Origin of the sequence: Flavobacterium chungbukense, from assembly GCF_020805785.1 — a bacterium.
Classification (GTDB): Bacteria; Bacteroidota; Bacteroidia; order Flavobacteriales; family Flavobacteriaceae; genus Flavobacterium; species Flavobacterium chungbukense.
Genome location: NZ_JAJGZV010000009.1, coordinates 19,884 through 33,925, shown reverse-complemented (window position 1 = coordinate 33,925; position 14,042 = coordinate 19,884). Strand labels below are relative to the sequence as shown.

The window sequence follows — 14,042 nt, the reverse complement described above, 5'->3', positions numbered from 1 at the left end:
TACATAATCTACGGCTGTTTTTATTTTTAAACATGACAATTATATAACAGATTAGAAAGGTTTAGACTTCCAAAAACAGATTTTTTTAGATAAATTGCAATGTTTTAATCCCGAGGCTTCGGGACCTAATTTCCCAAATCCTTCAATAAAATATGGAGACTAAAAAAAGTTACACCGCAATAAAAGTTTTATTCAGCTATGTTGCACTATTAGCTTTGGTTGTCACCGTTGGATGGTTTTTATATTCTGAAAATGTCGTTTATAATAAACTCGAAGACAAAATTGCCTTTGAAAAGACCAAAATACTGCGAGTAAGTAAATTATATTCTAATGTTTATAAAACTGAAAGTTTAGCAAGGCAGACCATTCAGAGTAATTCGGAAAAAGATTTTAAAAATTACTTGATTGAAACAGATTCTCTCCGCAAACGTATTGATACTTTAAAACAAATTGTTACTACAGAATATCAAAAAACACTTTTAGATAGTGTTACTTTTTTTCTGGCTGAAAAAACAGAAAACATCAAACAATTAAAGGAAATCAAAAACAAGGCAGATGATGAAACTTCTGTAAATAATGCTATTGATGAAATCACAAAAATGGAGTTTAATCTAAGAAAATTAGAGCTTCAAGATTTCACTAAAAACCCAAACCAGCTAGGAAGTTATCAGCGAAACGTTTTACAGCGTTATGTTGATTATATGAATTCGAATATCCCAGATGACAGCACCAATACGTTAAGCAAAAAAGCTTCAGATTCTATTCTAGCCAATTCTAAAAAGCTATTGAGCTCGGTAAAACTAAAAGCTGAAAAGAAAAAAGAATCTTTAAATTTTGAGGAAAACAAGCTGCTTCAAAATGAAATTGCAATTTCAGATCAGCTTCGAAAAATACTTCGAATTATTGAGCGAGAAATTATCATCAATTCAATTAAAAGTAATTCATTAAAAGAAAAATCATTAAAAAGAGTCAACGAAATTGTTACTGCTTCGGCGGTAATTGGTTTATTGCTGACGTTATTTTTCTCTATTTTGATTGTCAGCGATTATTCGAAATCTCAAGTGTATAAAAAGCAGTTGGAAATCGCCAATTTTAAAACTAAAAATCTGCTGAAAAGCCGTGAACAATTAATTTCGACCGTAAGCCACGATTTAAAAACTCCTTTAAGTACAATTGTAGGCTATTCTGAACTTCTCGGAAATTCTGACATCAATACCAAACAGTCTTATTTCGTTAAAAACATTAAAAACTCTTCAGAATATATAACGCAGTTAGTACAGGATTTACTTGATTTTTCGAAAATAGAAGCTGGAAAAATTACGATAGAAAAAGTGCCTTTTTTATTGCCAGAAATTATTGAAGATATTGCTAGAAACATTCAAACCGTTTACAAGCATAAAAACATTGACTTGATTATCAATATTGATGATAAATTTCAAAAGCGAATTGTTGGCGACCCATTTAGATTGAAACAGATTCTGACCAACATTATTGGAAATGCCTATAAGTTTACAGAAGAAGGACACATTAGAATTGCCGCTTACGCGAATGACGAACAATCTTTTACCATTACAATTCAAGATACCGGAATCGGAATAGAGAAAGAAAACCAGAAACTTGTTTTTGAAGAATTTGCTCAAGCGAATGAAAACATCGAAAAGAAATATGGCGGGACAGGTTTAGGATTATCTATCTGCCAGAAAATAATTTCTATTTTGGGTGGTACTTTAAGCTTGGAAAGTATTTTCGGAAAAGGAAGTACGTTTAAAATTCAGTTGCCGTTATTATTCGATAATAGCGAAAACAGTACTGTTGTGGCTCCTAAATCTAAAATGGTAAAAAACACTAAAAAGCAAACTTTTATTGTGGTTGATGACGACATTAATCTTTTGAATTTGACAAGTGGCGTTTTAAAACAGGAACAACATCAGGTTTTTTCTTTCAGCAATCCCGCCAAGGCTTTAGAAACTATTCAAACTACTCCTTTTGATTTTGTCATTACTGATATTCAAATGCCAGGAATTGATGGATTCGAATTATTAGAGAAACTCCGCGAACTTCCTATTTTTAAAAATCAGCCTGTTATTGCTTTAACTGGCCGAACAGATTTGGACCTTTCTGTATACAAAAATGCTGGTTTTACTACAGTGGTAAAGAAACCTTATTCGCCAAAAATCTTACTCGAAACGATTCAACATATTTTAGATCATGAAGAAATTCCCGAATCTGAAATAGCAGAAGTAGAAAATCAAAATGCTACGCAAATGTATTCTCTAGAGACTTTAAAAGATTTTCTAGGCAAAGACGAATCGGCTTTGACGGAGGTCTTAAATTCTTTTATAGAAAACAGTATCGAAAATTTAAGTCTTTTAGAAACTGCAGTCAACGAAGAAAATCATGAAGAAATAAAATCTATTGCACATAGAATTGCTCCGATGTTCAGACAAATTCAAGCCAATCAAATTGGTGAAATTCTTAAAGATTTAGAAAAAGAAGATTTAAATAAAATAGATTTAAAAGGTACTTACGCTGACTTAAAAGACAAAACAGAAGTTCTGTTTGAAGCTATAAAAAAAGAAATTTAAAAAGTAAAGCACGAATTAAATTGGTGCTTTACTCAATATTATAATGCTTTAATTTGTTGTATAATGTCTTTCTTGTAATTTTCAAAAGTTTAGCCGCTTCCGACTTATTATTTTGCGCTTTTGATAAGGCATGAATAATAGCTTCTTTTTCATTTTCAGACAAAGAAAAGCTTTCGCCTGAACCTGATTGCTGTTTTTGAATTTGAAAGAATTCTGCAGGAAGCACTTCACTTTCTATAAAATCACCACGAGTTAAAAGAGTGGCGCGTTTCACGCAGTTTTGCAATTCACGCAAATTTCCAGGCCAGTTGTAATTCTGAAAAATAGAAACTACTTCTGGAGAAAATCCGATAACCTCTTTATTTAATTGCTGATTGGCTTTTTCTAGAAAATAATCAGCAAAAAGCATCAAATCTTCGTCACGATCTTTTAAAGATGGAGATTCAATCGAGAATTCATTTATTCTATGGTATAAATCTTCTCTAAAATCGCCGTTTTTTACTGCCTCGCGCAAATCTTCGTTTGTAGCCGTAATAATGCGGATATCGACGTTTATTTCTTTATTACTTCCAACGGGTTTGATTTTTCTTTCTTGGAGTGCTCTTAATAACTGAATTTGATTTTCGTAGGAAAGATTCCCAATTTCGTCCAAAAATAGTGTTCCGCCATTTGCTGCTTCGAAATAACCCATTTTGTCGCTAATAGCTCCAGTAAAAGATCCTTTCAAATGTCCAAAAAATTCACTTGCCGCTAATTCTTTTGGAATCGCTCCACAATCTACCGCAATAAAATTATTATTTTTTCTCTGGCTTTGCTGGTGAATACTTTTTGCAATTATTTCTTTTCCTGTTCCGCTTTCACCAATAATCAAAACTGACATATCAGTTGGACTAACCAGCTGGATATGATCTAAAAGTTTTTTTGAAGCAACAGAAATTCCTTTTACAAATTCATTTTCGCCCGAAGCCTGTTTCTTAGGCGCTTTTTTTTCTTTAGCAGGAATCTTTTCTTCTTCTACAATTTGCGGAGTTTGTAATGCATTTGTAATAACCAGTAAAACCTCATCGGGATTGAAAGGTTTAGAAATATAATCTGCCGCACCATTTTTAATTGCTTTAACAGCAGTATTTACATCAGAGTAACCTGTCATTAAAATAATTGGAATATGCGGGTATGTATTTTTAAATTCAGACATTAGTCCGATACCATCAAAATCAGGCAAACGAAGATCTGTCAAAATCAAATCAAACGATTCTTTTTTGATGGCTTCACGTGCTTCTGCGGCTGAGAAAGCAATGGTAACATCATACGATTTCTTAATTAGAAATTTTTCTAACAGTTTACAAAACGAGATGTCGTCTTCTATCAATAATATCTTAGGCATTTGCTTATAAGGACTTTTATGCTAAAATAGCACTATTAAACTAGTAATTTCATAAAATTAATGTAAAAAAAAAGAGATTGCAAGTTGCAATCTCTTTTTCACCAAAAACATAAATCTAAATTCACCTAATTATATTTTCAACCAGTTACCATTGACATCTGAGTACACAGTAGCCTTTTGGTCTCCAACTGATATTTCTAGTTTGTATTCTTTCTTTTCGTTTACAAATGCCTTCTCCAGTTTTGCTCCTGGATAAGCCGTCTGCAAAGCCGTTTTAACAGCTGCAGGCACAGCATCTGCAGTTACTTCTGTATATTCTGATTGAATAATCACAGTTGCTTTGTTGTCTATAGAAACAGGCAATACATTTGCGTGAATCGACATTGTTCCTAAAAGAACTACTGCTGATAAGATTAACTTTTTCATGATGCTGATTTTAATTATTTTTTGATGATATTACCAGAAGCATCTGTAAAAATAGTATACTTCTTTTCTCCACTTGAAATCTCAAGTTTATACTCGTTCTTCTCGTTTTTATAAGCTTTTTCAAGCTTAGTCTTCGGGAAAGATTTTTCAATAGTAGATTTCACTGCCGCTGGAACAGCATCTGCAGTTACTTCGGTAAATCCATCTTGAATAAGTACTGACTGAGTGATTGAAATTGCAGGAAGAACTGCTGCATTAACCGATAAACTTCCTAACACAATCGCTGCTGATAAAACTAACTTTTTCATAATATTATGGTTTAAAATTATTTTTTAAGAATGTTACCAGAAGCATCTGTATAAACGATCGATTTTTCTTTACGAACGGTTATCTCAATTTTATACTCCTTTTTGTCATTCACCCATGCTTTTTCAAGCACTACACCAGGATAAGCGTCGTCTAAGGCTTTTTTTACAGCTGCCGGAACTCCGTCTACTTCTTTATATCCATCCTGATCATTTACTGTCTGTACCATTTGATTGGCTACAACAGCGGTTTCTGCGTGCATCGACAAACTGCCTAAAACAATTGCTGCCGATAAGATTAACTTTTTCATAGTAATAGTTTTTAAGGGTTAGTTTACTTATTTTTTAATCCAAGTTCCATCTGCGTTAGCAAAAAGATTTCCTGTTTTATCTCCAACAGTCACTTCAAGCTTGTATTCAGATTTTGTGTTTTTAAATGCTTTAGTAAGCACAGCATCTGGATACGCTTTTTTAAGTGCATCTGTTACTGCTACTGGAACTTCTTCCAATTTAATCTCTGTATAATCATCTTGGATAGAGATTGTTTTTACGATAGTATTTGAAATTGGCGAAGTTGAAGCAAATGATGTTAAACCTCCCAAAACGATTGCGGCTGATAAAAATAAATTTTTCATGATAGTTCTTTTTTAATATTCGTAATTTAATCTTAGTATTCTTGATCTGGATCTTCACAAATCTATATTTAGATTATTTTTTAATCCAAGTTCCGTCTGCATTAGCAAAAAGATTTCCAACTTTGTCACCTACTGTAACATCAAGTTTATACTCTGATTTTTCGTTTTTATATGCTTTTGTAATTACTGCTTCAGGATAAGCTTTTTTCAAAGATTCTGTAATTGCAGCTGGTAATTCTTCTAATTTGATTTCAGTGTATTCATCTTCAACAGAAATCGTTTTAACGATTGTATTATTTACTTGTGTAGTTGAAGCGAATGAAGTTAAACTTCCTAAGACAATTGCGGCTGATAAAAATAAATTTTTCATAACGTATATATTTAATATTAATAGTTGTTTACGCTTTAGATAATGAAATTATTATGCCGTAAAAGAAAACAACCATGCCAAACACGTTAAAGCCTTGTTTTTAAAGGGTTTTCATCAATATGCCAAAAATTGACTTATTTTAAAAAGTGTGTAAATGAAGAAAAAGGTGTGTAATAAGTAAACACTGTAAGTGTAACCTTGATAGAATTTCAATAAATCAAATTCCAAATTCTAAGATTTAAAACTCAAATCACATATAAAGGTCTGGAATTTGGAATTTCAAATATTGGAACTTAATAATTACAAAAGAAAAAGGCTTCCAAATCTGGAAGCCTTTTTCTTTTGTAATTATTCTGGATTATTCATTTTAAATGTATCCATAAATGCAGTTGTATAATCTCCTGCAATATATTTTGGATCATCCATTAATTGTCTGTGGAAAGGGATTGTAGTCTTCACACCTTCGATTACGAATTCGTCCAAAGCTCTACGCATTTTGCTAATAGCTTCTTCACGAGATTGTGCCGTTGTAATTAACTTAGCAATCATAGAATCGTAGTTTGGCGGAATGCTGTACCCTGAATATACGTGAGTATCTAAACGTACTCCGTGTCCTCCTGGCATATGAAGCGTAGTAATTTTTCCTGGTGAAGGTCTGAAATCATTATAAGGATCTTCAGCATTAATACGACATTCGATAGCATGTAATTCAGGAAGGTAGTTTTTACCAGAAATCGGAATTCCGGCAGCAACCATAATTTGCTCACGGATCAAATCATAATCAATAACTTGTTCTGTGATTGGGTGCTCAACTTGAATACGAGTATTCATTTCCATGAAATAGAAATTTCTGTGTTTGTCTACAAGAAACTCTACAGTTCCAGCTCCTTCGTATTTAATGAATTCAGCCGCTTTTACAGCAGCCTCTCCCATTCTTGCACGAAGTTCATCTGTCATGAAAGGTGAAGGTGTTTCTTCAGTTAATTTTTGGTGACGACGTTGTACTGAACAGTCTCTTTCAGAAAGGTGACATGCTTTTCCGTATGCATCTCCAACAACTTGGATTTCGATATGACGTGGTTCTTCAATAAGTTTCTCCATGTACATTCCGTCATTTCCAAAAGCAGCAGCAGCTTCTTGACGTGCACTTTCCCAAGCTTTTAAAAGCTCATCTTCTTTCCAGATAGCACGCATTCCTTTTCCACCACCACCAGCTGTAGCTTTCATCATAACTGGATAACCAATTTCTTTAGCTGTTTTTTGTGCATGCTCATAAGATTCTAATAATCCGTCTGAACCTGGTACACAAGGAACTCCTGCAGCTTTCATTGTAGCTTTAGCAGAAGCTTTATCACCCATTCTGTCAATCATTTCTGGAGCAGCACCGATAAATTTGATTCCGTGCTCTTGGCAAATTTTAGAGAATTTAGCATTCTCAGAAAGAAAACCGTATCCTGGGTGTATTGCATCTGCATTTGTAATTTCTGCAGCAGCAATAATATTTGACATTTTTAAATACGATAAGTTACTCGGAGGAGGACCAATACAAACCGCTTCGTCAGCAAATTTAACGTGTAAACTTTCTGCGTCGGCTGTAGAGTAAACTGCAACAGTTTTGATTCCCATTTCCTTACATGTACGAATTACACGTAGTGCAATTTCTCCTCTATTCGCAATTAATATTTTTTTAAACATCTTATTTTAATTAGATAATTAGACAATTTGAGAATTAGATAATTTTAGATGAAATAAAAATCGCTTTATAAATCAATCTAAAATCTAAAATCTAAAATCTAAATTTATGATGGATCTACTAAGAATAAAGGTTGGTCAAATTCTACTGGAGACATATCGTCAACAAGAATTTTTACAATTTTACCAGAAATTTCAGATTCGATTTCGTTGAATAATTTCATTGCTTCAATTACACAAAGAACATCTCCTTTAGCGATAGTGCTTCCTACTTCAGTAAAAACTGGTTTGTCTGGAGATGGTTTTCTATAGAATGTTCCAATAATTGGAGATTTTATAGTAACATATTTAGAATCGTTAGCAGCTGGCGCTTCTGGAGTTACATTTACAACAACTGGAGCAGTTACTTGTGGAGCAGTTACTTGAGGTAAAGCTGCCTGAGTTGGTAATTGCTGTACATAAGTTGCTTCAGTTACATTTGTTTCTAAAGTTGTTCTGATAGTGATTTTTACATCATCCATTTCCAACTTCACTTCTGCAACGCCCGAATTTGCAACAAATTTGATTAGGTTTTGAATTTCTTTTAAATCCATAATGATTCGTTTTTAGTTTTAATTTATTTCTTATCGTAAGCCCATTTTAAATAGATAGATCCCCAAGTGAATCCACCACCAAAGGCAGCAAAGATAATATTATCTCCTTTTTTAAATTTATCTTCAAAATCAGCCAATACTAATGGAAGAGTTCCTGAAGTAGTATTTCCGTATCTTTCGATGTTTACTAAAACTTTAGAATCTTCCAATTCTAATCTTCCAGCCGTAGCATCAATAATACGTTTGTTTGCCTGATGTGGTACCAACCAGTCAACATCCTGATTTGTCAAATTATTTCTCTGTAAGATCAATTCGCTGGCATCTGCCATATTAGTTACAGCATATTTAAAAACAGTTTTACCATCTTGCATAATATTATGCTGTCTGTTTTTTACTGTTTCTTCGCTAGGTGGAATTAAAGAACCTCCGGCAGGGATTTTAAGAAAATCGCGTCCTACACCATCACTTCTCAAATATTCATCCTGCAAACCTAAACCTTCATAATTTGGTTCGAAAAGAACTGCACCAGCTCCATCTCCAAAAATAATACAAGTTGCTCTATCTGTATAATCTACAATTGATGACATTTTATCGGCACCAATTAAAAGTACTTTTTTGTAACGTCCTGACTGAACATATGCTGCAGCCGTTGACATTCCGTATAAGAAACTTGAACATGCCGCTTGCAAATCGTATGCAAATGCATTTGTAGCTCCAATTTCTGTTGCTACATACACTCCTGTAGAAGCCACCATCATATCTGGTGTTGCTGTTGCCATGATAATCATATCAATCTCTAACGGATCAATATTTGCTTTTGCAATTAAGTCTTGTGCTGCTTTTATTGCAAGGTATGATGTTCCTTTATCAGCATCTTTAAGAATTCTTCTTTCTTTAATTCCTGTTCGAGTAGTAATCCACTCGTCATTGGTTTCAACCATTGTTTCTAAAACTTTGTTCGAAAGCACAAAGTCAGGAACGTATCCTCCAACAGCGGTAATTGCGGCTGTGATTGTATTCATTATATTCTATTATTTCCTTTCAAATATTATTATTTGAAAAATTTTTAAAAGACTTGAAAATTACAAAAAAAAACGAAACGATTTTGTCTATATTTTCTTAAAAAACGAAAATTATAACCAACAAAAAAAACTCTCACTATGTGAGAGTTCTAGTATAATTTACAAAAACGTATTAAGCAACCGCTTCAGATTTATCGATAACAACTTGCCCTCTGTAGTACATTTTACCTTCATGCCAGTAAGCTCTGTGGTATAAATGTGCTTCTCCAGTAATTGGACATGTAGCGATTTGAGCTACAGTAGCTTTATAATGTGTTCTTCTCTTATCTCTTCTTGTTTTCGAGGTCTTTCTCTTAGGATGTGCCATTTTACTATATTATTTATCCGTTAATAGTTTCTTTAATTTTTCCCAACGCGGGTCAATATCTTCTTCTTTGTTACTCTCTTCCTTTTGTTCTTTTACACTCAACTCATTCAATTTTGTTAAAGTTTCTGTCTGTAGACTTCCATCTTTAACTCCTGGATGAATTCTTTTTTGAGGTACAGAAAGCGCAATCATTTCATATATATACTGCGCAATGTCTATCTCATGCTCACCATGTGGTAAAATCAACAATTCTTCATTATCATTATTGAATTCATCTCCAAAACGAACAATTAACTTCATTTTTCCCTTTATAGGTAAATCAAAATCTTCGCCTGTTAGATCACAAGGTACATTTACGGTCCCTTTGTGTTTGAATTCCAACTCTAACATTGTACTTTTCTTTTCGAAAAGCAATTTGACTTTAATATCAGAACTTTGAAACTCATCGTACTCAAAATTCTTAAAAAAATCATTATTTATCTGATACTCAAAATGGTGTTTTCCTAGTTTTAATCCTACGAAAGGAATTAAAAATTCTTTTGTTTTGCTCATTTCAACATCAATTTGATCAATTCATTTCTAAAACTAGATATCTGAATTGGGGTGCAAAGATATAAAATTATTATAAATCTAATAATCTTATTCACCTTTTTTTGTTTATAACTGTTTTTCTTTTATTTTAAGAGGTTTTTGGCTAATCTCCTCATACTGATTACGAGAGCGAAAAATATCTATCGCAAGATAAACTGCTTCTTTAAATGAATTGTAATCTGCCATATCCTTTCCTGCAATATCATAGGCTGTACCATGATCTGGAGAAGTTCTTACCTTATTTAAACCTGCTGTATAATTGACTCCTTTTCCAAAAGATAATGTTTTAAAGGGAATCAATCCTTGATCGTGATACATTGCTACAATTGCATCGTATTTTTCGTATTGTCCGCTTCCAAAAAAGCCATCTGCAGGAAATGGTCCAAAAACCATGGTTCCTGAATCAAATATTTTCTTTAATGTTGGCTTTAAAACCAAATCATCTTCTTTTCCAATTACACCGCCATCACCAGCATGCGGATTTAATCCTAAAACTGCTATTTTTGGCTTTACAATACTAAAATCTTGAACCAAAGATTTCTTAATGGTTTCAATCTTTTTAGTAATTAACTCTTCTGTTAAATACGAAGCAACCTCGTTTAAAGGCACATGATCAGTAATTAATCCTACTCTTAAATTATCTTGAACCATCATCATAAGTGCATTGCCTTCCAATTCTTGGTCTAGATAATCGGTATGTCCAGGAAATTTAAAATCTTCCGATTGAATATTATATTTATTAATCGGCGCTGTTACCAAAACATCTATCTCTCCATCTTTCAAGGCTTTTGTAGCTGCCGCAAACGATTTGATGGCATATTCTCCAATTTTTTCATCATTAACGCCAAAATTGATATCCACGCCTTCTTTCCAAAGATTAAAAACATTTACTTTTCCAGGAAGAACCTGATCCAGTTTATCAACTCCATGAAACTGAACTGTCGATGTGAAACTTTTTTTTACGAATGAAAGAATCTTCGCATTTGCAAAAATAACCGGCGTACACAATTCTAACATACGAGAATCTTCGAATGTTTTCAGTATAACTTCGCTTCCAATACCGTTTAAATCTCCTACTGAAATTCCAACAATTATATTTTCTGCTTTTTTATTCATGAGCTCAGTTTATTTATTACTAATTTTGATGTGCAAATTTAGTAAAATAAAACCACAATGTTCACAGGAATTATAGAAACACTCGGCAGGATTCATGAAATCCAAAAAGACCAAAACAATCTACATATAACAGTTGACTCTTCCATAACAAACGAATTAAAAATAGACCAAAGCGTTTCGCATAACGGAATCTGCCTTACAGTTGTAGCAATTAAAGATTCTTTTTATACCGTAACAGCAATAGACGAAACTATTTTGAAAACCAATATTGGCGATTGGAGAACAGGCGATATTGTCAATTTAGAAAGAGGAATGAAACTTGGCGATCGTCTTGACGGCCATATTGTACAAGGCCACGTAGACCAAACTGGAACTTGTATTAAAATTGAAGAAGCAAACGGAAGCTGGAATTACACTTTTGAATACGACAAAAATCTAAACAATATTACAATAGAAAAAGGTTCGATTACGGTAAACGGAGTTAGTCTTACTGTTGTAAATTCTAAAACGAACGAATTTAGCGTATCCATCATTCCTTATACTTTTGAGCACACTAATTTTAAGGATTTCAAAGTTGGAACAAAAATCAATTTAGAATTTGATGTTGTCGGAAAATATATTTCCAGACTTTATTCTATAAACAAATAACCCTAATAGTTTTCAAACAAAAAAAAGCTTCAATTAAATTGAAGCTTTTTTTATTCTATTTTTATATAATATGGTCGCTCCTAAAGCTAAACCTGCTATTGCTAAAAAAACAATGTTTTCATCTATAGGCAAAGCGGGATCTCCATCATCGCAAAATTCACAGGCCGCCGTACTTGCATTTTTCGCAGTAGGCTGTGGCGGCGTTGGATTAGCAGATGTCGCTAAAACATTGAATAATATTATTGCAACTGCTAAAAAGGGGGCTTTTAGTTTTCTCATAAATTCAAGCTGTTTGATTCAACAAGCTAGTATTAAATAAACACATTTTTCTTTCATAGAAATTTCTCACAAATATATTTTTCCCTATAAAATCTGGGACAAAAGTATAAGTTTTTTGTATAAATGCAACTTTTAAAACAAAAAACATAAAAGAAATTTTAACAGTTTTTTGTCCAAAACACAGAATGCCTTTTCAGAAAACGTTATAGCACATAAAAAGCTCATTTTCATAATATTCACTTCACTTTTAGCCTTATAAGAATTTCCTGATTTTAACAAAATTAAAAATAGGTTTTGTATAAAATTTTACATTTTAAACTCATTTACGAGAAAATAAACAGATTGGTTTTTTAGACTTTAAACTAATCCTTTAATGGTTATTTTTGAAATAAATATTTTTGCAAAAGATTGTAATTAGAGAACAGTCTTTCTATTTTTACTTTTTAAGAAATTTTATTTCCAAATTCAAATCTCACAATCAACAAAAAAATGACAGACAAATATACCGTTGGAAGTTTATACGCTGGTGTTGGCGGTATTTGTTTGGGTTTTGAAAATGCAGGTTTTAAACTGGAATGGGCAAATGAATTTGACAAAAAAGCGTGCATTACTTACAAAAACAACTTCGACCACACGCTCATAGAAGGAGATGTAATGGAACTAGATGTAAAAAAGCTTAAAAAAATAGACATTCTTACTGCAGGATTTCCTTGTCAGCCTTTTTCACTCGCGGGTCACAGAAAAGGTTTTGAAGATGTTAGAGGCAATCATTTTTTCAAAATATTAGATTTTATTGACGAAATGAGACCTAAAGTGGTATTTCTAGAAAATGTTAAAAACCTAAAAAGTCACGACAAAGGAAATACTATGAAAGTAATTGAACGCGAAATTAAAAAGCGCAATTACACTTTCGACAGCGCCATTTTGAACACTAAAGATTTCGGAAACATCCCGCACAATCGCGAACGAATTTTCATGATTGCTTTCGACAAAGATTTCGTTAAAAGAGGTTTTAAATTTAATTTTCCAGAAAAAGAACAATTAACCAAAAAGGTAACCGATTTAATTACTAAAGAGCAAGTCGAAAAGAAATTCTACTATACCGAAGACAAATATATGTACAAAATGCTGAAAGAAGCGGTTGTGCGCGAAGACAGAATTTACCAGTTTAGACGACAATATGTTAGAGAAAATAAAAGAAAAGTCTGCCCTACTCTAACGGCAAATATGGGAACTGGCGGCCATAATGTCCCAATTATTACAACTGACTTTGGTTTTAGAAAATTAACGCCTAGAGAATGTTTTCGTTTTCAAGGATTTCCCGACAGTTATAAATTGCCCAAAATATCCAATTCTAATCTTTACAAACAAGCTGGAAATTCTGTCAGCATGCCAGTTATTGAGAGATTGGCTTCTGAAATTTTCAAATGCATTGAGAAACTAGAAAAGAAGAAGTCTAAAGCTGAAAAAGCTTAAATACTCCGAAGCATTATTGTGCCTTCGATTTTAGCCAAACAAACGTCGAGATTTTTCTCAATTTCTTTACTCCAAAATCGTAAAACCGCCCAGTTTTCTGAAATAAGAAAAGAATTAACTTCCTGATCTCTTTCTATATTTCTTTGAATTTTCGGAATCCAATATTCTCGATTCGATTTGATTCTTGATTGTTCTGTTTCCCAATCTTTTCCGTGAAAAAATTCGCTATCCACAAAAATGGCAATTTTATATTTGGCAAAAGTTAGATCTGGTCTTCCAAATATCTTTTTATTGTTTTTTCGATATCTGTAACCTAATTTCCATAATGCTTTAGCAAGCCTTACTTCGCCTTTTGTAGCAGTGCTTTTTATCGCCTGCATAGTTTTGCTCCTCTGCTCGGGAGTCAATCTATCCATCTGAAGATTAAATTTGTTTCGGGTGGATAAAGTTAAGGGATTTTGAAGAAAGAAAGTTTAAATATTATCTATGAGCAATTTCAATTTTCACATTTTTAGAATGTTGTAAAAACAAAAAAGCCTTTACATTGCTGTAA

General features: G+C 32.8%; 17 protein-coding genes. 3 read left to right on the top strand and 14 right to left on the bottom strand.

Features of this window, described 5'->3' with window-relative positions:
• Positions 1-152: 152 nt before the first annotated feature.
• Positions 153-2,585, top strand: coding sequence for an ATP-binding protein (locus LL966_RS19785; protein WP_229355625.1), 2,433 nt, complete (start codon positions 153-155; stop codon positions 2,583-2,585).
• A gap of 28 nt (positions 2,586-2,613) precedes the next feature.
• Here LL966_RS19785 and LL966_RS19780 read toward each other — a convergent pair whose 3' ends face one another.
• The 12 genes from LL966_RS19780 to pdxA form a co-directional block, all read right to left on the bottom strand.
• The gene (locus tag LL966_RS19780; RefSeq protein WP_229355624.1) at positions 2,614-3,969 is read right to left on the bottom strand and encodes a sigma-54-dependent transcriptional regulator; all 1,356 of its coding nucleotides are present in this window, start codon (positions 3,967-3,969) and stop codon (positions 2,614-2,616) included.
• Between the two features lie 129 nt (positions 3,970-4,098).
• Positions 4,099-4,395: a PepSY-like domain-containing protein gene (locus LL966_RS19775; protein WP_229355623.1), complete on the bottom strand. Its 297-nt coding sequence runs from the start codon at positions 4,393-4,395 to the stop codon at positions 4,099-4,101.
• A 14-nt stretch (positions 4,396-4,409) separates the two neighbouring features.
• The gene (locus LL966_RS19770; RefSeq protein WP_229355622.1) at positions 4,410-4,703 is read right to left on the bottom strand and encodes a PepSY-like domain-containing protein; all 294 of its coding nucleotides are present in this window, start codon (positions 4,701-4,703) and stop codon (positions 4,410-4,412) included.
• A 17-nt stretch (positions 4,704-4,720) separates the two neighbouring features.
• Positions 4,721-5,011 carry a hypothetical protein gene (locus LL966_RS19765; protein WP_229355621.1) on the bottom strand — a complete coding sequence of 97 codons (291 nt, stop codon included), beginning with the start codon at positions 5,009-5,011 and terminating at the stop codon, positions 4,721-4,723.
• Between the two features lie 27 nt (positions 5,012-5,038).
• Positions 5,039-5,335, bottom strand: a complete 297-nt coding sequence (locus LL966_RS19760; protein WP_229355620.1) for a hypothetical protein — start codon at positions 5,333-5,335, stop codon at positions 5,039-5,041.
• A gap of 73 nt (positions 5,336-5,408) precedes the next feature.
• Positions 5,409-5,705, bottom strand: a complete 297-nt coding sequence (locus LL966_RS19755) for a hypothetical protein (protein ID WP_229355619.1) — start codon at positions 5,703-5,705, stop codon at positions 5,409-5,411.
• 348 nt (positions 5,706-6,053) lie between these two features.
• The gene (gene accC / locus LL966_RS19750; protein WP_229355616.1) at positions 6,054-7,400 is read right to left on the bottom strand and encodes an acetyl-CoA carboxylase biotin carboxylase subunit; all 1,347 of its coding nucleotides are present in this window, start codon (positions 7,398-7,400) and stop codon (positions 6,054-6,056) included.
• A gap of 104 nt (positions 7,401-7,504) precedes the next feature.
• Entirely contained in the window at positions 7,505-7,990 is a 486-nt protein-coding gene (gene accB, locus LL966_RS19745) for an acetyl-CoA carboxylase biotin carboxyl carrier protein (protein WP_229355614.1), read from the bottom strand.
• Between the two features lie 23 nt (positions 7,991-8,013).
• Positions 8,014-9,012: a beta-ketoacyl-ACP synthase III gene (locus tag LL966_RS19740; RefSeq protein WP_229355612.1), complete on the bottom strand. Its 999-nt coding sequence runs from the start codon at positions 9,010-9,012 to the stop codon at positions 8,014-8,016.
• A 172-nt stretch (positions 9,013-9,184) separates the two neighbouring features.
• Positions 9,185-9,379, bottom strand: coding sequence for a 50S ribosomal protein L32 (rpmF, locus tag LL966_RS19735; RefSeq protein WP_008465217.1), 195 nt, complete (start codon positions 9,377-9,379; stop codon positions 9,185-9,187).
• 9 nt (positions 9,380-9,388) lie between these two features.
• Positions 9,389-9,931 (bottom strand): YceD family protein, encoded by a 543-nt coding sequence (locus LL966_RS19730; RefSeq protein WP_229355611.1) that lies wholly within the window; start codon positions 9,929-9,931, stop codon positions 9,389-9,391.
• 105 nt (positions 9,932-10,036) lie between these two features.
• Positions 10,037-11,086 carry a 4-hydroxythreonine-4-phosphate dehydrogenase PdxA gene (gene pdxA, locus LL966_RS19725; protein WP_229355609.1) on the bottom strand — a complete coding sequence of 350 codons (1,050 nt, stop codon included), beginning with the start codon at positions 11,084-11,086 and terminating at the stop codon, positions 10,037-10,039.
• Between the two features lie 57 nt (positions 11,087-11,143).
• On the opposite strand from pdxA, the gene LL966_RS19720 reads away from it, so the two are divergent.
• Positions 11,144-11,734 (top strand): riboflavin synthase, encoded by a 591-nt coding sequence (locus LL966_RS19720; RefSeq protein WP_229355607.1) that lies wholly within the window; start codon positions 11,144-11,146, stop codon positions 11,732-11,734.
• A gap of 33 nt (positions 11,735-11,767) precedes the next feature.
• Here the strand turns inward: LL966_RS19720 and LL966_RS19715 are convergent, their stop codons facing one another.
• On the bottom strand, positions 11,768-12,013 hold the full coding sequence (locus LL966_RS19715) for a hypothetical protein (protein WP_229355605.1): 246 nt from the start codon (positions 12,011-12,013) through the stop codon (positions 11,768-11,770).
• Between the two features lie 489 nt (positions 12,014-12,502).
• Between LL966_RS19715 and dcm the strand changes: the two genes are divergently transcribed.
• The gene (gene dcm, locus LL966_RS19710) at positions 12,503-13,489 is read left to right on the top strand and encodes a DNA (cytosine-5-)-methyltransferase (protein WP_229355604.1); all 987 of its coding nucleotides are present in this window, start codon (positions 12,503-12,505) and stop codon (positions 13,487-13,489) included.
• Here dcm and LL966_RS19705 read toward each other — a convergent pair.
• Positions 13,486-13,905 (bottom strand): very short patch repair endonuclease, encoded by a 420-nt coding sequence (locus tag LL966_RS19705; RefSeq protein ID WP_229355601.1) that lies wholly within the window; start codon positions 13,903-13,905, stop codon positions 13,486-13,488. The genes dcm and LL966_RS19705 overlap by 4 nt on opposite strands.
• Positions 13,906-14,042: the final 137 nt, after the last annotated feature.